Consider the following 19424-nt stretch of genomic DNA (forward strand, 5'->3'; position numbering starts at 1 on the left):
GCGCGGTGTCCAGGCTACTCGCGCCTCGTCCGCCGCCTGCGTGCAGCCGATCCGGCAATGGTGCAGCGGTCCTGAACTCCGTGATGCGCTCGCGTATACTGCGCGCCTTGTTTCGGAGACCGGCATGCTCGACCAGGCACAGCGCATCCTCAAAGACGTATTCGGTTACGACGCCTTTCGCGGCAACCAGGGCGCGATCATCGAGCGTGTGGGCAGTGGCGGCGATGCGCTGGTATTGATGCCGACCGGCGGCGGCAAGTCGCTCTGCTATCAGGTTCCGGCGCTCTTGCGCGAGGGGCTGGCGGTGGTGGTTTCGCCGCTCATCGCGCTGATGGACGATCAGGTCGCCACGCTCGATGAGCTAGGCGTCTCGGCCGTCGCCCTCAACTCGACGTTGAGCACGGACGAGCAGCGCGACATCGCCGAGCGTATCCGTCGCGGCGAGATCAAGATGCTCTACCTGGCGCCCGAACGCCTGGTCCAGCCACGCATGCTGGCCTTCCTGCAGCGGCTCGAGATCGCCCTGTTCGCCATCGACGAAGCGCATTGCGTGTCCCAGTGGGGCCATGATTTCCGTCCTGAGTACATGCAGCTGGGCCAGCTCGCCGAGCTGTTTCCCAACGTTCCGCGGATCGCCCTGACCGCCACGGCGGACAAGCGCACCCGCGAGGAAATCGTTCAGCGCCTGCATCTGGAAAATGCCGAGCGGTTCCTCTCCAGCTTCGACCGGCCGAACATCTTCTATCGCATCGTGCCCAAGGAACAGCCACGCAAGCAGCTGCTGGGCTTTCTCGCCGAGCGCCGCGGCGACGCCGGCATCGTCTACTGCATGTCGCGCAAAAAGGTCGATGATCTGGCCGCCTTCCTCACCGAACAGGGCTTTCCGGCGCTGCCTTATCACGCGGGCTTGCCAAATGAACTGCGCGCCTATCACCAGAAGCGCTTTCTCAACGAGGAAGGGCTGATCATGGTGGCGACCATTGCCTTCGGCATGGGCATCGACAAGCCCAACGTGCGTTTCGTCGCCCACCTCGACCTGCCCAAGTCGCTGGAGGCCTACTATCAGGAAACCGGTCGGGCAGGGCGTGACGGGCTACCGGCCGACGCCTGGATGGCCTATGGCCTGCAAGATGTGATCTTCCTCAAGCAGATGCTCAACAACTCCGAAGGCGATGAGCGGCACAAGCGGGTCGAGCAGCACAAGCTCGATGCAATGCTGGCGCTCTGCGAGGAAACCCGTTGCCGACGCCAGGCGCTGCTGGCGTACTTCGACGAAGAGCTGCCCAAGCCTTGCGGCCATTGCGACAACTGCGTCGACGGGGTGCAGACCTGGGACGCCACCGAGCCCGCTCGCCAGGCGCTTTCAGCCATCTATCGCAGTGGTCAGCGCTATGGCGTCGGGCATCTGGTGGATGTATTGCTGGGACGCGACAACGACAAGGTACGCGGCCTCGGCCATCAGCATCTGTCAGTGTTCGGCGTCGGCAAGGCGTTGTCCGAGGGTGAATGGCGCTCCCTGTTCCGCCAGCTGGTCGCCCGCGGTTTGGCCGATGTCGATCTCGAAGGCTTTGGCGGCTTGCGGTTGAGCGATAGCTGCCGCCCGCTGCTGCGTGGTGAAGTCACCCTCGAGCTGCGCCAGGATCTATCCAGCAAAGCGCCGAAACCGGCATCCAGTGCCGCCAGCCAATTGGTGCGCAGCGAGGAGCGCGAGACCTGGGAGGCGTTGCGTACGCTGCGGCGCAAGCTGGCCGAAGAGCACAGCGTGCCGCCCTATGTGATCTTTCCGGACGCCACCCTGCTGGAAATGCTGCGCAGCCAGCCGGCGTCGCTCGCGGACATGGCGCGCATCAGCGGCGTCGGCGCGCGCAAGCTGGAGCGCTACGGCCAGGCCTTTCTCGAGGTCTTGCAGGGTACAGTCGAGGTGGTCAGGTCGCCGGCTGACCTGCGTCATGAACTCGTGACCCTGGCCCGCGCCGGCATGACGCCGGCGCAGATCGCGCGCCAGCTCGATTGCAGCGAGAAGAACGTCTATACGCTGCTCGCCGAGGCCATCGGCAAGCAGCAGCTGAGCCTGGAGCAGGCGCTCGACCTGCCGGAAGACCTGCTTGGCGAGATTCAGGAAGCCTTTCTCGACGGCGAGGGCGAGCTGCCTCCGGTGGGGGATGTGGCACCGCTGTTCGCCGGACGGGTCCCGGAGCAGGTGCTCTATTGCGTGCGCGCTGCGCTGCAGGCCGAGTTCGAATTGTAACGGGGTGCATCCGCAGCGCCCGCCTACAGCGGCCGGCGCTGCGGCCTTCGAGCCCAGCCCGACTGTCCCTCTGCCATCATTGCGCCTTTGGCACGCCTATCAGCAACCGAAGGTCGTCTTGCCTGGTTATCGGAGCTGTGGTTAGCTCACTAATAATTAGTTTTTGCAGGAATGGTCGTACATGTACGCCGAGCAACATCGCTTCGCCATGCAGTTGGCGCAACTCTCGCGTGGCTGGCGCGCGGAACTGGATCGGCGCCTGGCCGATCTGGGCCTGTCTCAAGCACGCTGGCTGGTGCTTCTGCACCTGGCCCGTTTCGATCACGAACCCACCCAGCGCGAGCTGGCGCAAAGCGTCGCGGTGGAAGGCCCAACGCTGGCACGCCTGCTCGACAGCCTCGAGGCGCAGGGGCTGGTACATCGCAAGGCATCGGCCGAGGATCGCCGTGCCAAGCGCATTTCCCTCGGGGCTCCGGCGCTGCCGCTGATCGAGAAAATCGAGGCGATTTCGACGCAGGTCCGCCAGGAGGCCTTTGCCGGGATCGACGAAGAGGACCTGCGCAAGTGCCAGCAGGTGCACGCGCGCATCCTCGCCAATCTGGACAAGCGCTAGAAGCTGCGTCCCAGATTCATGTAAAGCGCCTGCTCGTCCTCGTCGTTGATGCCGTAACCGAAGTTCAGTGGGCCCAACGGCGTGTCGTAGCCGAGGAAGATGCTCGCGGCGTTGATGTAGCCGCTGTCGAAGGCGTTGTCGTTGTTCCAGGCCCGGCCGCGCTCGAGCGATCCGCCGAGATAGAGCGGAAAGTCCAGTGGCTGGAAGGCGCGCGGCGTCACCCGGCGGTAATACACCACACGCCCGAGACTGACGTTCTGCCCCGACAGCGCGTCTTGACGAAAGCCCGATAGCTGGCGCGCGCCGCCGAGCAGGAAGCTCGAGGTGACCACCTCGGCGTCGTCCAGGGTGCGACCGTAGAGACCGCCCAGTACCCAGGTGTTGGCACCATGGCTGAGCGCCTTGTCCAGCTTGATGTTCCACTGTCGATAGCGCTGGTCGGAACTGAGGCTCGGGTCGTACTGACGCAGGGTCAGACGTATATCCTCGCCCTCGCGGGGAAAGTCGATATTGTTCAGCGTATCGAACGAGTACTGCATCTCGTAATAGCCTTCGGTGAAGCTGAAGTCCGGCAGATCGCGCTCGCCGATCCGCACGTCCGCTTCCCCCCAGGCCTGGCCGATACCGAAGCGGATCTCGCCGTTATTGGCGATCTGCCGGCCGAGATTGAGACCGTAGCCGTAGCGCTGCAGGCGGTATTCGGCGATCGGGTCGTTGTCGAGAATGGCCTCGACGTTCTGCGCCTCGATGAACAGGTTCGGTGCGGCGAACCAGCGTGAACCGGCGTCCAGCGGCTGGTAGAACTCGCTATAGAGCTCCTGGCGATCCCCCAGCTGCAGACGGGTCAGCCATTCGGCGCCGAGCTGGTTGATGCCGTTCTTGCGGTAGCTGGCGCCCAGGTTGAACACGCTGTCGCCCTGAAAATCGTCGGAAAGGCTCAGCCCCAGGCGCAGGTAGTCGGTGCCGCTGCGCTTCTCGCGTGCGTTGATGACCAGGGTGTTGCCGAGTTTTCCGCGCTGGACGCGATATTCGACCCGCTCGAAGTAATCCAGGCCGTAGAGCGTGCCCATGTCCTTTTGCAGGCGCTCCAGGTCCAACGGCTCGCCCAGCGGCTGGCGGATATGCCGCCGGATCACCGCATCGCCGACCTTGGAGTCGTTTTCCACCCGGATCGCGGTGATGACCGGTGTGCGCGGGTCGCCGGAGCGCGCGAGGCTCAATGCCGGATTACCGCCAGTCGTCGTGCGCATTTCGGCCAGTCGTCCTTGCAGCGCGAGCGTCGCACGATAGCCGGCATCGACCAACTGCTCGGCGCGGGCGAAGTCGGTAGAGCCATAGGCGGCCAGCGGCGGCTGGATCAGCACGTCCTGCGGCTGCAGCGTGGCCAGCTGCGCCTCGGAATTACGCCGGGTCATCATGGTAGTGGTCTGGTTGAGCACATCGACCACGGTCACCAGCTCCTTGCGCGGTTTGAGCGGAGTACCGATATCCACCACGATCAAACGGTCGACGCCCATGTCACGCGCCACATCCATGGGGATGTTGTCCACCATGCCGCCGTCGACGAGCAGCCGGTCATCGATCTCCACCGGCGCGAACACCGCGGGGATCGACATGCTCGCGCGGATCACCTGGGGCAGGTGGCCGCGGCGGAAGACCACCTTTTCGTCATTGGCGATGTCGGTGGCCACGGCGCGGAACGGAATCGGCAGCTGGTCGAAATCGCGGGTGTCGCTGGCATGCACCAGCAGGCGTTCGAGCAGCAGTGCGAGGTTCTGGCCTTGGATCACGCCCAGTGGCAGGCCGAGGCTGCCGTCGTCGCGAAAGCTGAGCTTTTGCTTGATGAGAAAGTCGCGGTCGTCCTGCTTGCGCCGGTAGGGAATGTCCTGGCGCGGCGGGTCGTCGGACAGCACCTGCTGCCAGTCGAGGGTGAGCGCCAGTCGCTCCAGCTCGGCCACGCTATAGCCCGCCGCGTAGAGCCCGCCGACCACTGCGCCCATGCTGGTGCCGGCGATGGCGTCGATGCGCACGCCCTGTTCCTCCAGGGCTTTCAGCACCCCGACATGGGCCAGCCCGCGCGCGGCGCCGCCGGACAGCACCAGGCCGGTCCTGGGTTGGGCCGTTTCGGCAAAGGCAGCTGGCAGGCAGACAACGAGGAGCAGGAAAGCGAGCAGGCGAAACATGGTCGAACCAGAGGTATGCACGGGAGAGGCGGCTATTATAGGCGGCACTCAACCAGCCGGAGGCGCCGCGCATGAGTCCTGCCAAGCCTGAAATTATCATCACCTATTGCACCCAGTGCCAATGGCTGCTGCGCGCCGCCTGGCTGGCTCAGGAGCTGCTTTCGACCTTTGCCGACGACCTGGGGCGGGTGTCCCTGGTGCCCGCGACCGGCGGGACCTTCCACATCAGCTGCGACGGCGAGCAGATCTGGGAGCGCAAGCGCGACGGCGGCTTCCCCGAGGCGAAGGAACTCAAGCAGCGAGTGCGCGACCGGATCGACCCGCAGCGGTCGCTGGGGCACAACGACCGCTGAACCGGGCCGGGCGATCGCGTAGGTTCAGCTCACTGGCTGGGGCGTGGGCGCCGGGCTCTTCAGGCGGCTGGTGATCACGCTCGCGATGATGATCAAGGCGCCACCGATCAGCATGCGCAGCGTTGGCTGCTCGTTGAACAGCCACCAGGCGAAGGCGATGCCGTAGACGGGCTCCAGAGCGAAGATCACCGAGGTGGTTCGCGCTTTCAGTACCCGCAGGCTGGCAACGAACAGGCTGTGCGCAAGCCCGGTGCAGAGCACTCCCAGCAGGGCGAGCCAGAGCCAGTCCTGCGCCGGGATGGTCGGGATCGCCGCTCCGCAGAAGGGCAGCAGGCCGGCGAAGATCGCCAGGTTCTGCCACAGCGCCGATCGCACCGGATCGAGGCCACGGGTGACGGCGCGATTGAGCAGCGACAGCAGCGCGAACAGCAAACCCGAGAGCACGCCATAGAGCAGTCCGGTAGTCGGGCCGTTGCCGAGATCGAAGGTGGGTGCGACCAGCAGCAGGCCCGCGGTGACGAGGCCAACCATGGCGAACTCCACGGCGCGGGTGCGCTCGCGGAACAGCAGGCCTTCGAGCAGGACGGTGAACGCGGGGAAGCTGGCGAAACCCAGGGTGGCGATGCCGACACCGGCGATCTTCACCGCAATGAAAAAGGTCAGCCAATGCGCGCCGAGCAACAGCCCTCCCAGCGCCAGACCGGCACGCTGACGCCAGCTGGGCAGCGCGCCGCTGGGGCGCAGCAGCTGTGCCACCAACAGCAGGGCAAGCACGGCGAACAGCGCACGGCCAAAGGTGATGACCAGCGCCGAGCTCTCGGCCAGTTTCCCGAGCACGCCGGACAGGCCAAACATCAGCGCGCCGAGATGGATCGCCAGCAGGGCGTTGCGCGGCGTCATGGTGTGAGGAACCGGCGTGAGCCGCGCGTTACGCAGCGAATATGAAGCGAGCTGATCATGGCGAGCTGAACCTTGACGAATCAGTGGCCATGCTAGGCCGCGGGCGAGCGGGTGTCTGTCGCGTCAATCATCGATTTTGTCGCGCAACTCTCGCCGCAGCGCGCGCGGCGTGCAGCCTCGGGCGCGCACCAGGGCGACGGTGAAGGCGCTTTGCGAGCCATAACCGACGCGCGCGGCGATCTCGCCAACCGGCAGGCGGGTGTCGTGCAGCAGCGCCTCGCCCTGTTGCAGGCGGCGCCGGCGAACGTACTCCATGGGCGTGCAGCCGGTCTCGCCTTGAAAGCGCGCGTGCAGCCGTGCCACCGACAGACCGGCGATGCGTGCCAGATCGGCGACCTGCAGCGGGTGTGCGAGATGCTGGTCAATGAAGCTGTCGATGGCGGCCAGCGGCAACGCGGTAGAGTCGGACGCGGCGCCATGTACGCCGTTGAGGCTGGCCAGCAGCAGGACGGCACCCTGCTCGGCGATCACCGAATCGTTGATCGGGCTGCTCGCCAGCCAGCTCACCAGGCTCTGCTGGGTCGGGCCGAGACGCAGCGTGTCCGGGCGGTCCAGCAACCGCAGGCTGCTTTCGCAGTGGTGGCCCAGGCGCTGGCGCAGCCAGCCTTCGGACGGCACATCCAGCACCAGGCAATGGCTGCCGGTCACACTGGCACAGGCGTGATGCACGGCTGCAGGGACGATTGCCAGGCCGCGTTCGCCGATCCGGCTGCCGCGTCCGGCGATCTCGAACTCCAGCTGGCCACTCAGGCCGAACACCAGTTGCGGGTGGTCGTGGCTGTGGGCAATGAGGTCGTGCTGGTAGTTGCGCAGCGATAGCATCGGCGATCTCGAAAGCGGGCTCTGCGGACCGGACACGGTAACCGCACGCTGCCAGCCCGCCAATCAGTAAATCAGAGGATGACCTTGTCGCGGAGTTTCTCGGCGGCCTGTTGCAGCGCCTGGATTACCCGCTCCTTGTCGAAGTTCTGCACGCCGTTGGTGTCCAGGTACATGGAGAACCCTGGCAGCTCGTGCTCGACGAAGCTGTTGGTCGCGCCCAGGTCGCGGCGGAAGTCCACCACCTGGTAGATCTGTACCGGACGGGAGAAACCCTTGACCGCGATCTGCCCCTTGTCGCGGCACATGATCACGTCCTTTACCAGCGAATAGGTTTCGTGAGAGACCAGGATCTCGCTGGCCTCGGCCGCGCTTTCCAGGCGGCTGGCCAGGTTCACTTCGCGGCCGATGATGGTGTAGTCCATGCGGGTGTCGGCACCGAAGTTGCCCACCGTGCAGTAGCCTGTGTTGACGCCCATGCGGATTTCCAGCGGGCGGGTGATGCCCCGCGCGCGCCATTGCTGGCGCAGCACCTTCATGTGCTTGCGCATGGCGATGGCCATGGAAACGGCCGCCACCGCGTCTTTCTTGGCGCCCTGGCTGGACGGGTCGCCGAAGAACACCATCACGCAGTCGCCGACGAACTTGTCGATGGTGCCGCCGTACTTGAGGGCGATCTTCGACATTTCATTGAGGTAGTTGTTGAGCAGGTCGGTCAGGGCTTCTGCTTCCAGCTCTTCGGAGAGCTCGGTGAAGCCCTTGATGTCGGAGAAGAACACCGTCAGTCGCTTGCGCTGGGTTTCCAGGCGAACGCTGCGCTTGCCGGTGAAGATCGATTCCCAGACCTGTGGCGACAGATACTTGGCCAGGTTGCGGGCCAGGCGCGCGGCCTTGGCCTGTTCCAGTTCGATTTCCTTGCGCGCCAGGGCCAGGCGCACGCCCTGCTGGTGAACGAAATAGGCGGTGGCGCAGACGTAGAATGTCGTGAACAGAATGCTGACCAGCGAGACCAGCGGCGGGGTGACGCCCTGGTAATGCAGACTCACCACGGGGTAAGCCAGGCCGATGCCGATGCCCACGCAGAGCAGCGCCATGGCCAGGTTGCGCAGGCTGCCGCTCACCAGGGCGCTGAAGCTGAGGGTCAGCAGGAACATCAGGCTGGGCACGATGGAGAAGCCGAGCAACAGGATGCCGGCACCGGCATTCATGGCGTCCAGGCAGAGCAGGACCTGTGCCGTGCGTTCCGGATGATCGCGCTTGAAGCGGTAGCTCAGGTGATAGGCCAGGTGCGGATAGAGCAGGGCGTACGGCACCATCCACAGCAGGTCCATCGAGAAGTACTGGATGTAGGTACCGGCGGCAATGGTCGCGGAGCAGATCAGATAGGCGAGCACGCGGGAGTAGTACTCGCGCAACGGGCGAGTGGCGAGGCCATTGCGGCGCTCAACCCTGGTGGAAGTCATTATGCGTACGATCCCTGGTAGATTTATCGACGCCTTTTTCTATGCGCCTTGCAGACTGCCACCGGGCGGGATCGGCGCCAGGCATCGATGATGGTGGCTCCGGCCGAATCGCGCGGGTTTCAGTCTCGCCGTCGCGGAGCCAGCTCGGCGATGACCGGTCCGGGCGACAGCCGACAGATCATAACCAAGCCGCGCCGCATCGCCAAACCAGAGCGTCGAAAGTGCTCATACGCTGGTCGGATATGCTGCTGGCGTCGCACTCAGAAGCGGACGCGGCCGGTCAGCATGTCCTTGAACATGACCCAGTCGCCGAGAAGGCTGTACAGCGGATACTGAAAGGTCGCGGGACGATTCTTCTCGAAGACGAAATGGCCGACCCAGGCGAAACCGTAACCGGCCACAGGCATCGCCAGCAGCCACAGCCACTGCTGGGTGATCAGGGCGTAGCCGAGAATCGCCAGGACCAGCAGGCTGCCAACGAAATGCAGACGGCGACAGGTCGGGTTGCTGTGCTCGGCCAGGTAGAACGGATAGAAATCGGCAAAGCGGGTGAAGCGTTCGGCGGTTTGCGTACTCATGGCGTACCTCCTGTTATTGTCGCGGACAGCTTAGTGAGCGCGAAGCTTGCGAGTCAGTGACAATCACGGCCAGTTTAGTAGCCTTGTGCGCAGCCGCCCGACCATTCGAAGAACAACAACATGACTGAACGCACCACATCCTCGAGCTGGGCACAGGGAATCGTCCAGGCGCTGGAGTCGGCCGGGCTCGATTGCCGTGCGCTGTTCGCCGAGCTCGGGTTGGACTATGCGGCACTGCAGGACCCCGACGCGCGTTTCGCGCAGGACGACATGACCCGGCTCTGGCATCGCGCCGTGGCGGTTTCCGGCGACCCGGCAGTCGGCCTGAACATGGCGCGGCAGGTACGACCTGCGGCGCTGAATGTGGTGGGCTACGCGCTGATGTCCAGTCGGAATCTGAAAGAGGGCTTCGCCCGTCTGGTGCGCTATCAGCGAATCATCGCCGAGGGTGCCGATCTCGACTTTCAGCCATGCGCCCAGGGCTATCGGTTGAGCCTCACCATTCAGGGCGACCGTCTGCCACCTGCTCCGCAGAGCGCGGAAGGCTCGCTCGCCGGTTGCCTGACCTTCTGCCGCTGGTTGACCGGAGAGGCGCTGCGGCCGCTGGAGGTCTGCTTTCAGGGGCCGCAGCCTGCCGATCTCGAACCCTATCGTCAGCTGTTCCAGGCGCCGCTGCGCTTCGGCGCGCCGCGCTATGCCCTGCTGTTCCGCGAGGCCGATGTGAACACGCCGCTGCCGACCGCCAACGAGGCGCTGGCGCAACTGCATGACCGCTTCGCCGGGGAATACCTGTCGCGCTTCGCCGACAGCCGGGTGATGCACCGTGCGCGACAGATCCTGTGCCGTCTGTTGCCGCAAGGCGAACCCCGGCGCGAGGCGGTCGCCCAGGCCCTGTGCCTGTCGGAAAGAACGCTGCAGAGGCGTCTGCAGGAGGAGGGCGGCAGCTTCCAGCAGTTGCTGGACGACACGCGACGCGACCTGGCAGAGCAGTATCTTGCGCAACCTGACCTGGCGCCGCTGGAAATTGCCTACTTGCTCGGCTTCGCCGATCCGAGCAATTTCTATCGGGCCTTCAAGCGCTGGTTCGGCGTGACGCCTGGAGAATACCGCCTGGCCGCTCGCGCGCGGCGCTAGGAACCTGTATCCGTAGTCGAAGCCTTAGCTAAGGCGCTCTGCACATCAACACGATGGAGAACGAAATTGGCCAGCAGCCTGCTTGCGCTGATCGATGATATTGCGACCGTGCTCGACGATGTGTCGGTCATGACAAAGGTCGCGGCGAAGAAAACCGCCGGGGTGCTGGGCGACGACCTCGCCCTCAACGCCCAACAGGTGACCGGCGTGAAGGCTGACCGCGAGCTGCCAGTGGTCTGGGCTGTGGCCAAAGGGTCGCTGCGCAACAAGGCGATCCTGGTGCCGGCGGCATTGTTGATCAGCGCCTTCGCCCCTTGGGCAATCACGCCGCTGCTGATGCTCGGCGGGGCGTTTCTCTGCTACGAGGGATTCGAGAAGCTGGCGCATCGCTTCCTGCACAAGGAAGACGGCGAACATGCCGAGACGGCGAGAGCGCTGGCCGACCCAGCGGTGGACATGGTGGCGTTCGAGAAACGCAAGATCGCCGGCGCGGTGCGCACCGACTTCATCCTTTCCGCAGAGATCATCGCGATCACCCTGGGTACGGTAGCGGCGGCTTCGTTCAACCAGCAGGTGGCGGTCCTGGTCGGCATCGCGATTCTGATGACGGTGGGCGTCTATGGCCTGGTGGCAGCGATCGTGAAGCTCGACGACCTGGGGCTCGCCTTGAGCAAGCGGGCCAGTGGCCTGGCCAGTTCAACGGGGCGGGGCATCCTGCGGGTAGCGCCCTGGCTGATGAAATCGCTGTCGGTCATCGGTACCGCGGCGATGTTCATGGTGGGCGGCGGCATCCTTACTCATGGCATCCGCGCACTGCATCATTTCATCGAGACCAGCGCCCACGAAGCACTTGGGCTGCCTTACGTCGGTGCGGTACTGGGCGGGTTGCTGCCGACCCTGCTGGATGCCGCATTCGGCATCCTCGTCGGCGCTGTCGTGCTGGGGCTGGTGACGCTGGGCGGCCGCTTGTTCAAGCGCGGCTCCGGCGCCGCGGCTTGATCAGTGACGCCAGAAGGCCGGGGTCAGTAGCACCAGCACGGTGATGATTTCCAGGCGGCCGAGCAGCATGCCGATCGACAGCAGCCACTTGGCGGTGTCCGGCAATGTGGAGAAGTTGCCGGCCGGCCCGATGATCTCGCCCAGCCCGGGGCCGACGTTGCACACGGCGGTCGCCGCGCCGGTCAGTGCGGTGATCGGGTCCAGGCCCAGCAGTGCCAGACACAGCGCCAGCACACCGATGGTCATCGTGATGAAGAACGAGAAGGTGAGGATCGAACGGACGATTTCCTCGTCGAGGTTGTGGCCGTTGTACTGCTGACGGATCACCGCGCGGGGATGGATCAGCTGCTTGAAGTTGGCGCGCAGCAGCGAATAGGCCACCTGGAAGCGGAACATCTTCAGGCCGCCTGAGGTCGAGCCCGAGCAGCCGCCGATAAAGGTCAGGTAGAAGAACGCCATGACCGCGAAGCCGCCCCACTGGGTGTAGTCGTCCACCGCGAAGCCGGTTGTGGTGACCACCGATACCACGCTGAAAGTGACGATGCGCAGTGCATCCAGCGCCGGTACATCGTTGTTCAGCCAGTACCAGCCGCTGAACAGCACGCTGGTGATGGCCAGCATGAGCACGAAGCCACGCACCTGCTGATCCCTGAACAGCGCAGTGCGGTGGCCGCGCAGGGTCATCACGTACAGCGTGAACGGCAGGCTGCCGACGATCATGAAGAACACCGCGACCCAGTGGGCGGAGGGGCCGAACTTGCCCATCGAGGCGTCCGAGGTGGAGAAGCCGCCGGTGGCGACGGTGGACATGGCATGGTTGATTGCGTCGAAGGCGCCCATGCCGGTCAGCAGGAAGGCGATGAAGGCCGCGATGGTGAAGGTCACGTAGATCACCAGCAGATACTGCCCGGCCACGTGCGAGCGCGGCATGACCTTCTCCGACCAGTCCGAGGATTCGGTCTGGAACAGCCGCATGCCGCCGACGCGCAGCAGCGGCAGGATCGCGATGGCCATGCCGATGAAGCCGATGCCGCCCAGCCAGTGCAGCAGTGACCGCCACATCAGCAGGCCGGGGGAGGCGCTGTCCAGGCCCGAGAGCACCGTCGCGCCGGTGGTGGTGATGCCCGACATGGTCTCGAAGAAGGCATCCGAATAGCTGATGTGCTGGATCAGCATCAGCGGCAGCGCGGCGAAGCAGCAAACCACCACCCAGCTGATGGTCGTCAGGAAGTACATGTCGCGCGGGCGCAGGTGGGTATTGGCCGGCTTGCCCGGGGCGACCAGGGCGAAGCCGCAGGAGAAGGTGATCAGGCTGCCCCAGATGAAGGCCTGCAGGTCGTCGGTGCGCTCGTAGGCCAGCAGTGTCAGCATCGGGATGATCATGCTGACGGCAAGGGTGATGAGGAAAATGCCGAGGATGAAACCGATGATGCGCAGGGTCGGCAGGGCCATGTAGAAGGTGCTCGGCACGGGTGAAAGAGGGGCCGACATTCTACTCGCGTCGCGGTGGCAGTAAACCGCTCGGCGGTTCATTGAAAAATGTTTTCGCGGCGTGGCCCGGGCCCCTTCCCAAGCCCATCGGCATGAATAGAATAGCCGCCCGGGCGCCGGCCCATTCCGGTCTCTGGGTGTTCACCTGCCATGTCCATCGACAATCCCTGCCTCACGTGCGGCGCCTGCTGTGCGTACTTTCGTGTGTCCTTCTATTTTGGCGAATGCGTATCGGCGGGTGGTGCAGTGCCGGACCATCTGACCGTTCAGGTGTCGCCGTTCCATGTCGCCATGCTCGGCACCGACAGCAAGCCCGCACGCTGCGTCGGTCTGCTGGGAGACGTGGGCTGCGGCGTGCGCTGCAGCATGTACGAGCAGCGTTCGAGCACCTGTCGCGAGTTCGAGGCCTCCTGGGAGAATGGCGAGCACAACCCGCACTGCGATGCCGCCCGTGCCGCCCATGGCCTGCCGCCGCTGGTGCCGCCGCTGCAGCCCCATCTGTCGCCGGATCGGGTCGCCTGAGCCGGGGCATCGGCTGGGCTGTCGGCCAGCCATCACTCGCGATAAGGCGGCAACAGCCTCTAGAATGTCCGGCCGCCTTAGGAGGTATTGGATGGACGCTCTGGATCTGCTGCTCAATCGCGTTTCGGTCACTCGCCTGTGCGAGCCGGCCCCCACTGCCGATCAACTCGACCTGATGTTCCGTGCCGGGCTGCGCGCTCCGGATCATGGTCAGCTACACCCGTGGCGCTTCCTCATCATCGAAGGCGATGCCCGCCACAAGCTTGGCGAGCTGTTCGCCGCGGCCCTGCGTGAGCGGGATGCCGGTGCCGCCGAGGAGGCGCTGCAGAAGGCACGCAACATGCCACTGCGCGCACCGATGCTGGTACTGGTGATCGCCAGCGTGAAGCCGCATCCGAAGGTGCCCGAGGGCGAGCAGCTGCTGGCTGCCGGCTGCGCGGCTCATGGGCTGCTGCTCGCGGCGCATGCCCAGGGCATCGGAGCGGTGTGGCGCACCGGGGAGTTTTCCTACGATCCGCGGGTGCTCGAGGGCCTCGGGTTGACCGAGCAGGAGCGCCTGCTGGGCTTTCTCTATATGGGTACGCCGGAAGGGCGCGTACGCAGCGCGCCGGTTCTGGAGCCCAAGGACTTCGTCCAGCGGTGGAACGCTCAGTGAGACGCCAGATCGTCTGAGGTTCTGCTCGCCGGGCCGGCCAGCGGCAGACGCAGGCGGGCGACGAAGCCGCCGTCGGGGTGATTGGCCAGTTGCAGCTGGCCGCCGTGGCGCTCGGCGGCGCGTCGGGCGATGGCCAGCCCCAGGCCATGCCCGGCCGCGGTCTGGCCCGGGGCCCGGAAGAAAGGCTCGCTGAGCTGGGGCAGGTGCTCGTCGGCCACGCCGGGGCCATGGTCGCGAACGCTGATCACCAAGTCCTGGCCGTCGTGCTGGGCGCGCAGCTCCACCGGCACCCCTTCTGGATTGAAGCGCAGGGCATTGCGCAGCAGATTGTCCAGCGCACGCTCGAGCATATCCGGCCAGCCCGTGTAGCGGATGCCGGGTTCGACGCGACTGTCGATACGTTGCGTGGGGGCGACGATACGGGCGTTGTCCTTCAGCTGTTCGAACATATCGGGCAGATCGACGTCGATTGCCGCGCCGGGCTCGGCATCCAGCCGCGAGAGTTCCAGAATCTCGCTGATCAACGCCTCCAGGCGGTCGCATTCCTTGGCCAGCCGTGGCCAGATCACCTCCCGTTCGCTGGGCGTGGCGCGCTCGGCCAGGCCCAGGGCAATGCGCAGTCGCGCCAGCGGCGAGCGCAATTCGTGGGACACGTCGCGCAGCAACTGTCGCTGGCTGCCGATCAGTGCCTGCAAGCGCGCACCCATGCGATTGAAGTCGCTGGCCAGCACGCCGAGTTCGTCGCGGCGGGTCGCCAGGCGCGCCAGCGACTGCTGCTGATAAGTCGTCTGGCCGAGGTCGTGCACGGCACGGCGCAGGCGGTCCAGCGGTCGGGTGATGGAGAGCGTCAGCAGCAGGCTGAAGCCGGTCAGCACCACCAGAGCGATGCCCAGCGCACTCAGCGGCCAGGCGAGGCTGCCGCGGTGCCAGGCCTGCAGTTCGGGATGCGGAATACGGTAGATGAACAGGTAGGTTTCGCCGGTGGTCGGGCTGGTGTAGTCGGCGGTCAGGCGTCGCCAGGGCAGTGGGCGCTCGCGATCCTGATGGCGCGCCTCGAAGGCGGCAGCGCGGGCGGGGAAGGTACCGCGGATGATCGGCTGGCCGTTTTCCGCCAGGACCTGTACATCGACCCGTGCACGATGGCGGTGCTGTTCGAGCAGCCGCTGAGCGGCCAGCGGGCCCTGGCGCTCATAGACTTCGGTCCAGGTCTCGGCCAGGCCCTGCAAGGCGGGATGCCGACCGAGAATCCAGGCATCCTGGTTCAGTGCATGGCCGAGCAGCATCGCCAGGCCGGCGACCAGGGCAATGGCCAGCCAGAAGGTTGCGAGTATGCGCCAGAACAGTGATCGCACCGGGTCTCTCCACGGCAAAAAGCCCGGCACGCTTCGCCCATCACATGACGGGCGGACGCTGCCGGGCGGGGTATCAGATGGACCGCCGGATCAGTTCTTCTGATCCCGCTCGGCCTTCCACTTGAGGAATTCGGCGCGTTCGGCGCGCTTTTCTTCCATTTTCTTCAGGCCTTCATCGAAGGCTTTCTGCTGTTCCGGCTTGAGCAGGGCGCGCATGCTCTGGTGAGTCTTTTCGCGACTGGCGTCCAGATCCTTCTGCATGGCCTGGCGCTCGGCTTCGGGCAACTTGTCGAGGTAGCGCTGGGTGATCGCCTGGCGCTGCTTCATCTGTTCACCCATGAGCTTGCGCATTTCGCGCTGCTGTTCCTTTGTCAGGTCCAGCTCCTGGAACATGTGGGGGGCTCTTTTGCCGCCATGGGGGCCGTCGTGCATGCCACCGGGCATGGCAAAGGCGAGGGTCGGCAGGGCGGCTGCGAACAGTAGGGCTACAAGTGATTTGCGCATGATGAAACTCTCCTATGTAGGGAAACCGGTCGTGCCGCCGCGGCATTGAAGAAGCTGGCGGCTGGTCGGTGACCGGATGAGTTCAGTCTAAGCAGCGCAAGGTCAAGGGCGGTCAGCCCTGGGTAAAGCCTCGGTAAAGACGATCAGCCGGGCGCGATCAGGCCGAATAGAGATAGCCACGGCTGCGCAGGGCGACGATCCGCGGGCTGCCGTCGGCGTGCGGGCCCAGTTTGCGGCGCAGGTTGCTGACATGCATGTCCAGGCTGCGGTCGTAGAGCGTGAGCTTGCGACCCAGGGCGTGCTGGGCCAGGGCCTGCTTGTCGATCGGCTCGCCGGCCTGGGCCAGCAGGGCCTCAAGGATGCGGCCTTCGGACAGCGTCAGGCTGACGTCATGCCCGCCGACACTGGCAACGCCGCGGGCGGGGCTGTAGCTGAGGTCGCCGAGTTCGAGCTGGCTGGGCGCGGCTGCCGGTTGGCTGCGGCGCAGCACAGCTCGCAAACGCGCGGTCAGTTCGCGCGGGTCGCAGGGCTTGGCCAGATAGTCGTCGGCACCGAGTTCGAGGCCGAGAATGCGGTCCAGCGGTTCGCCACGGCCGGACAGCATCAACACCGGCAGGTCCGGATGTTCGCTGCGCAGCTGCTTGAGCAGTTCAAGGCCGCTGCCGTCCGGCAGCATCACATCCAGTACTACCGCGGCGGGCTGATACTGCGCCAACGCCTGCTTCGCGCTCTGCCCGTCATGGCAGGCATGGGCGACGAAGCCTTCCTGTGCGAGCCAGCTGATCAGCAGCTCGCACAGCTCCTGATCATCATCGATAAGCAGCAATTCGCTCATGTTTGCCTGTTACTCAATTGAGCCACTGGCGCCGACGCCGGCCGCGCGTCACCAGCAGGCCCAGTAAGAAGCTGGTGACGCCAACGGCTCCGCCCACCGCGAACCATTGCTGCTGCTCGTTCAGCAGCGCCGGCAGAACCTTCGACTGCTCGGCTTGCAACTGCATGCGCAGCCGGCGGTTTTCCTCGCGCAGACGCAGCAGCAGGGCTTCGGTGGTATCGCTGGCCAGGCGTGCCGCGTGGGGCTCGGTGGCGGTCTGCTGCGCTTCGATCGGTGCGGCTTCGCTGGCTTCGTCAACCGGCAGGGTCGGTATGCTTGATGTTTCTTCAGCCTGCAGCGCAGGGGCCAGCAGGGTCAGGGCAAGCAGCAGGGAAAGCGGTCGTTGACGCATCGGAACTCCTATTTCCTTACGAGGCCGTGGAAGACCAGCAGCCGGGCGGATTCGCTATCCCCGCTGTGTCGGCTCAGGGCAGCACTTTCTTGAAGGGCTTGACCACCACATTCACGTAAACGCCGGCGGCCTTGTACGGATCGGCATCGGCCCACTGTTGCGCAGCTTCCAGCGAATCGAACTCGGCGACCACCAGGCTACCGCTGAAACCGGCTTCGCCCGGGTCGTTGCTGTCGATGGCAGGATGCGGGCCGGCGAGCACCAGGCGACCTTCGTTCTTGAGCTGCTCCAGGCGCGCCAGGTGGGCCGGGCGGGTGGCGAGGCGGTCCTGCAGGGAATTCGGTGCGTCGGTGGCGATAACGGCGTACAGCATGGTCGTTCCTCGTTCGCGTGGGTTGCGGCGTAAAAAAAGTATTGCATCCACGCCGGGTGGGGCTGGCGTGTGCCAGCCAGGGCGTCGACGCCCACAGGCCAGCAGCGCGGCATCATAGCAAACGGCGCCTGGCGGGAAACTGCCTGGATCAAGGATGCATCGCACGGCAAGCGTGATCGGCGGTCGAAGCAGAAGGTTTCGCGGCGCCGGGTGCCGCTGGTGCAAGCCAAAGCCCCGGCGCGGCGTTAGACTAGCCGGCCGTTCGCCCGCGCTGTCTTGCTGAACCGGGCTTGTCGGACAGTTTTTCGCGAAGTGCCGGCACCTCACTGGAGTGCGTTACCTGATGATCGTCGATCTGCATTGCCACAGCACTGCCTCCGATGGCGTGCTGGCGCCAACCAAGCTGGTGGAGCGTGCCCATGGGCGCGGGGTCCAGCTGCTGGCGCTCACCGACCACGACACCGTCGATGGCCTCGCCGAGGCTCGGGCGGCTGCGTTGGCGCTGGGGGTGCAGCTGGTAAACGGCATCGAACTCTCGTGCCTGTGGAACGGGGCTACCATTCATGTACTGGGTTATGCCTTCTCCGCCGATGCGCCAGCGTTGCAGCAGGCGATCGCGCAGCTGCACGAAGGGCGCTGGCGGCGGGCCGAACAAATCGCCCAGCGGCTCGAGGCCAAGGGCATGCCTGGCGCGCTGGAGGGTGCACGGGCGATCCAGCAGGAACTGGGCGACAGCGGCAACGCGCCGGCCCGTCCCCATTTTGCGGAGTTTCTCGTGCGTGCCGGCCATGTCCGCGATCGTGCCGAGGCCTTTCGCAAGTGGCTCGGCTCCGGCAAGCTCGGTGACGTGAAGCAGCACTGGCCGAGCCTCGAGCAGACGGTTCGGACCTTGCGCGAGGCGGGTGCCTGGATCAGCCTGGCGCATCCATGGCAGTACGATTTCACCCGCAGCAAGCGCCGTCGCCTCGTCGTCGATTTCGTCGCGGCGGGCGGCCATGCGCTTGAGGTGGTCAACGGCATGCAGCCGCTGGAGCAGGTTGGCGGTCTGTCGATCCTGGCGCGCGAGTTCGGCCTGATGGCCACCGTGGGCAGCGACTTCCACGCACCGGGCGACTGGTCGGAGCTGGGGCTGTATCGCAACCTGCCGGAGGATCTGTCACCACTCTGGAGACATTTCGACCATGAGCGCCGCCTACCTGCTGCCAGCTGAACAGGGAGTTCCCATGAGCCAGTTCTTTCAGATCCATCCGGACAACCCGCAACCGCGCCTGATCAAGCAGGCCGTGGAGATCATCCGCAAGGGCGGGGTGGTGGTGTATCCCACCGATTCCAGTTATGCCATCGGCTGCTCGATGGGCAACAAGGCCGGCATCGAGCGCATCCGCCGGCTGCGTCAGCTCGACGACAAGCACAACTTCACCCTGGCCTGCCGCGACCTGTCGCAGCTGGGCCTGTTCGCCAAGGTCGACACCGCCGCCTTCCGCCTGCTCAAGGCGCATCTGCCCGGTCCCTACACGATCATTCTCACGGCGACGCGCGAAGTGCCGCGCATGCTGCTGCATCCCAAACGTCGCACCATCGGGCTGCGCGTACCGGCATTGCCGATCGCCCAGGCGTTGCTGGAAGAGCTCGGCGAGCCGCTGATGAGTGTCAGCCTGATCCTGCCGGGCGAAGACCTGCCGATGAGCGATCCGTACGAGATGCGCGACGCTCTGGAGCACCAGGTGGACCTGATCATCGATGGCGGGTACGGTGGCCTCGAGGCCTCGACCGTGGTCAGCCTGGTCGATGATCAGCCGGAGGTGGTGCGGGTCGGCTGCGGCGATCCCGAACCCTTCATGGCCTGAGCCTGAATGGCATGTATGCCGGTACAACATTATCTGGCCTGGGCGGTGAGTGGATTGAGGCAGGTTCGATGAACATGTCTCCGAGACCAGGCGCTGCGACGAGT

The 19424-nt window shown here is 65.3% G+C and carries 20 protein-coding genes; 9 read left to right on the forward strand and 11 right to left on the reverse strand.

What is annotated here, in order from left to right; all coding sequences use genetic code 11:
* Positions 1–124: 124 nt before the first annotated feature.
* Positions 125–2248 (forward strand): DNA helicase RecQ, encoded by a 2124-nt coding sequence (gene recQ, locus P5703_RS07645; RefSeq protein WP_125849982.1) that lies wholly within the window; start codon positions 125–127, stop codon positions 2246–2248.
* A 181-nt stretch (positions 2249–2429) separates the two neighbouring features.
* Entirely contained in the window at positions 2430–2861 is a 432-nt protein-coding gene (locus P5703_RS07650; RefSeq protein ID WP_013983076.1) for a MarR family transcriptional regulator, read from the forward strand.
* On the opposite strand, the gene P5703_RS07655 is transcribed toward P5703_RS07650, so the two are convergent.
* Positions 2858–5044 (reverse strand): patatin-like phospholipase family protein, encoded by a 2187-nt coding sequence (locus P5703_RS07655; protein WP_256068838.1) that lies wholly within the window; start codon positions 5042–5044, stop codon positions 2858–2860. The two genes, P5703_RS07650 and P5703_RS07655, sit on opposite strands and share 4 nt — an antisense overlap.
* Positions 5045–5115: 71 nt before the next feature.
* On the opposite strand from P5703_RS07655, the gene P5703_RS07660 reads away from it, so the two are divergent.
* Positions 5116–5397: an Rdx family protein gene (locus P5703_RS07660; protein ID WP_011913578.1), complete on the forward strand. Its 282-nt coding sequence runs from the start codon at positions 5116–5118 to the stop codon at positions 5395–5397.
* A gap of 24 nt (positions 5398–5421) precedes the next feature.
* On the opposite strand, the gene P5703_RS07665 is transcribed toward P5703_RS07660, so the two are convergent.
* The 4 genes from P5703_RS07665 to P5703_RS07680 form a co-directional block, all read right to left on the reverse strand.
* Positions 5422–6297 (reverse strand): DMT family transporter, encoded by an 876-nt coding sequence (locus tag P5703_RS07665; RefSeq protein WP_013983072.1) that lies wholly within the window; start codon positions 6295–6297, stop codon positions 5422–5424.
* Between the two features lie 123 nt (positions 6298–6420).
* Positions 6421–7179 carry an AraC family transcriptional regulator gene (locus P5703_RS07670; RefSeq protein WP_019406104.1) on the reverse strand — a complete coding sequence of 253 codons (759 nt, stop codon included), beginning with the start codon at positions 7177–7179 and terminating at the stop codon, positions 6421–6423.
* 71 nt (positions 7180–7250) lie between these two features.
* Positions 7251–8639, reverse strand: a complete 1389-nt coding sequence (locus tag P5703_RS07675) for an adenylate/guanylate cyclase domain-containing protein (RefSeq protein ID WP_125865499.1) — start codon at positions 8637–8639, stop codon at positions 7251–7253.
* A gap of 260 nt (positions 8640–8899) precedes the next feature.
* Entirely contained in the window at positions 8900–9217 is a 318-nt protein-coding gene (locus tag P5703_RS07680) for an Mpo1-like protein (protein WP_020307891.1), read from the reverse strand.
* A 120-nt stretch (positions 9218–9337) separates the two neighbouring features.
* On the opposite strand from P5703_RS07680, the gene P5703_RS07685 reads away from it, so the two are divergent.
* Complete coding sequence (locus P5703_RS07685; protein WP_048328891.1) at positions 9338–10351, forward strand: AraC family transcriptional regulator; 1014 nt, start codon at positions 9338–9340, stop codon at positions 10349–10351.
* A 66-nt stretch (positions 10352–10417) separates the two neighbouring features.
* Positions 10418–11350, forward strand: a complete 933-nt coding sequence (locus P5703_RS07690) for a DUF808 domain-containing protein (RefSeq protein ID WP_013983069.1) — start codon at positions 10418–10420, stop codon at positions 11348–11350.
* On the opposite strand, the gene P5703_RS07695 is transcribed toward P5703_RS07690, so the two are convergent.
* Positions 11351–12802 carry a TrkH family potassium uptake protein gene (locus P5703_RS07695; RefSeq protein ID WP_014596988.1) on the reverse strand — a complete coding sequence of 484 codons (1452 nt, stop codon included), beginning with the start codon at positions 12800–12802 and terminating at the stop codon, positions 11351–11353.
* A gap of 189 nt (positions 12803–12991) precedes the next feature.
* Here P5703_RS07695 and P5703_RS07700 point away from each other — a divergent pair, with 189 nt between their 5' ends.
* Both P5703_RS07700 and P5703_RS07705 read left to right on the forward strand, forming a co-directional pair.
* Positions 12992–13363 carry a YkgJ family cysteine cluster protein gene (locus tag P5703_RS07700; protein WP_011913570.1) on the forward strand — a complete coding sequence of 124 codons (372 nt, stop codon included), beginning with the start codon at positions 12992–12994 and terminating at the stop codon, positions 13361–13363.
* A gap of 91 nt (positions 13364–13454) precedes the next feature.
* Positions 13455–14018 carry an NAD(P)H nitroreductase gene (locus P5703_RS07705; protein WP_014596986.1) on the forward strand — a complete coding sequence of 188 codons (564 nt, stop codon included), beginning with the start codon at positions 13455–13457 and terminating at the stop codon, positions 14016–14018.
* Here P5703_RS07705 and P5703_RS07710 read toward each other — a convergent pair.
* From P5703_RS07710 to P5703_RS07730, 5 genes are all read right to left on the reverse strand, one after another.
* On the reverse strand, positions 14012–15370 hold the full coding sequence (locus P5703_RS07710) for a sensor histidine kinase (RefSeq protein ID WP_068506704.1): 1359 nt from the start codon (positions 15368–15370) through the stop codon (positions 14012–14014). The two genes, P5703_RS07705 and P5703_RS07710, sit on opposite strands and share 7 nt — an antisense overlap.
* 90 nt (positions 15371–15460) lie before the next feature.
* On the reverse strand, positions 15461–15874 hold the full coding sequence (locus tag P5703_RS07715) for a Spy/CpxP family protein refolding chaperone (RefSeq protein WP_049325816.1): 414 nt from the start codon (positions 15872–15874) through the stop codon (positions 15461–15463).
* A 157-nt stretch (positions 15875–16031) separates the two neighbouring features.
* Positions 16032–16709 carry a response regulator transcription factor gene (locus P5703_RS07720; protein WP_011913566.1) on the reverse strand — a complete coding sequence of 226 codons (678 nt, stop codon included), beginning with the start codon at positions 16707–16709 and terminating at the stop codon, positions 16032–16034.
* A gap of 13 nt (positions 16710–16722) precedes the next feature.
* Positions 16723–17100, reverse strand: a complete 378-nt coding sequence (locus P5703_RS07725; RefSeq protein WP_017245229.1) for a hypothetical protein — start codon at positions 17098–17100, stop codon at positions 16723–16725.
* A gap of 73 nt (positions 17101–17173) precedes the next feature.
* Entirely contained in the window at positions 17174–17473 is a 300-nt protein-coding gene (locus P5703_RS07730; protein WP_003294265.1) for a YciI family protein, read from the reverse strand.
* Positions 17474–17816: 343 nt separating this feature from the next.
* Here P5703_RS07730 and P5703_RS07735 point away from each other — a divergent pair, with 343 nt between their 5' ends.
* Together P5703_RS07735 and P5703_RS07740 are read left to right on the forward strand one after the other, a co-directional pair.
* Positions 17817–18683, forward strand: a complete 867-nt coding sequence (locus P5703_RS07735; protein WP_013983060.1) for a PHP domain-containing protein — start codon at positions 17817–17819, stop codon at positions 18681–18683.
* Between the two features lie 13 nt (positions 18684–18696).
* Positions 18697–19320, forward strand: a complete 624-nt coding sequence (locus tag P5703_RS07740; RefSeq protein WP_011913563.1) for an L-threonylcarbamoyladenylate synthase — start codon at positions 18697–18699, stop codon at positions 19318–19320.
* Positions 19321–19424 lie beyond the last annotated feature (104 nt).

The sequence above is a fragment of the Stutzerimonas sp. FeSN7 genome (assembly GCF_030263795.1).
GTDB classification, from domain to species: domain Bacteria; phylum Pseudomonadota; class Gammaproteobacteria; order Pseudomonadales; family Pseudomonadaceae; genus Stutzerimonas; species Stutzerimonas stutzeri.

Coding starts and splice junctions, on each gene's coding strand:
- P5703_RS07730 (WP_003294265.1), bottom strand. CDS start 17,473: ATGCTGTACGCCGTTATCGCCACCGACGCACCGAATTCCCTGCAGGAC.
- P5703_RS07680 (WP_020307891.1), bottom strand. CDS start 9,217: ATGAGTACGCAAACCGCCGAACGCTTCACCCGCTTTGCCGATTTCTAT.
- P5703_RS07655 (WP_256068838.1), bottom strand. CDS start 5,044: ATGTTTCGCCTGCTCGCTTTCCTGCTCCTCGTTGTCTGCCTGCCAGCT.
- P5703_RS07705 (WP_014596986.1), top strand. CDS start 13,455: ATGGACGCTCTGGATCTGCTGCTCAATCGCGTTTCGGTCACTCGCCTG.
- P5703_RS07725 (WP_017245229.1), bottom strand. CDS start 17,100: ATGCGTCAACGACCGCTTTCCCTGCTGCTTGCCCTGACCCTGCTGGCC.
- P5703_RS07665 (WP_013983072.1), bottom strand. CDS start 6,297: ATGACGCCGCGCAACGCCCTGCTGGCGATCCATCTCGGCGCGCTGATG.
- P5703_RS07740 (WP_011913563.1), top strand. CDS start 18,697: ATGAGCCAGTTCTTTCAGATCCATCCGGACAACCCGCAACCGCGCCTG.
- P5703_RS07650 (WP_013983076.1), top strand. CDS start 2,430: ATGTACGCCGAGCAACATCGCTTCGCCATGCAGTTGGCGCAACTCTCG.
- P5703_RS07735 (WP_013983060.1), top strand. CDS start 17,817: ATGATCGTCGATCTGCATTGCCACAGCACTGCCTCCGATGGCGTGCTG.
- recQ (WP_125849982.1), top strand. CDS start 125: ATGCTCGACCAGGCACAGCGCATCCTCAAAGACGTATTCGGTTACGAC.
- P5703_RS07700 (WP_011913570.1), top strand. CDS start 12,992: ATGTCCATCGACAATCCCTGCCTCACGTGCGGCGCCTGCTGTGCGTAC.
- P5703_RS07675 (WP_125865499.1), bottom strand. CDS start 8,639: ATGACTTCCACCAGGGTTGAGCGCCGCAATGGCCTCGCCACTCGCCCG.
- P5703_RS07720 (WP_011913566.1), bottom strand. CDS start 16,709: ATGAGCGAATTGCTGCTTATCGATGATGATCAGGAGCTGTGCGAGCTG.
- P5703_RS07670 (WP_019406104.1), bottom strand. CDS start 7,179: ATGCTATCGCTGCGCAACTACCAGCACGACCTCATTGCCCACAGCCAC.
- P5703_RS07660 (WP_011913578.1), top strand. CDS start 5,116: ATGAGTCCTGCCAAGCCTGAAATTATCATCACCTATTGCACCCAGTGC.
- P5703_RS07715 (WP_049325816.1), bottom strand. CDS start 15,874: ATGCGCAAATCACTTGTAGCCCTACTGTTCGCAGCCGCCCTGCCGACC.
- P5703_RS07685 (WP_048328891.1), top strand. CDS start 9,338: ATGACTGAACGCACCACATCCTCGAGCTGGGCACAGGGAATCGTCCAG.
- P5703_RS07695 (WP_014596988.1), bottom strand. CDS start 12,802: ATGGCCCTGCCGACCCTGCGCATCATCGGTTTCATCCTCGGCATTTTC.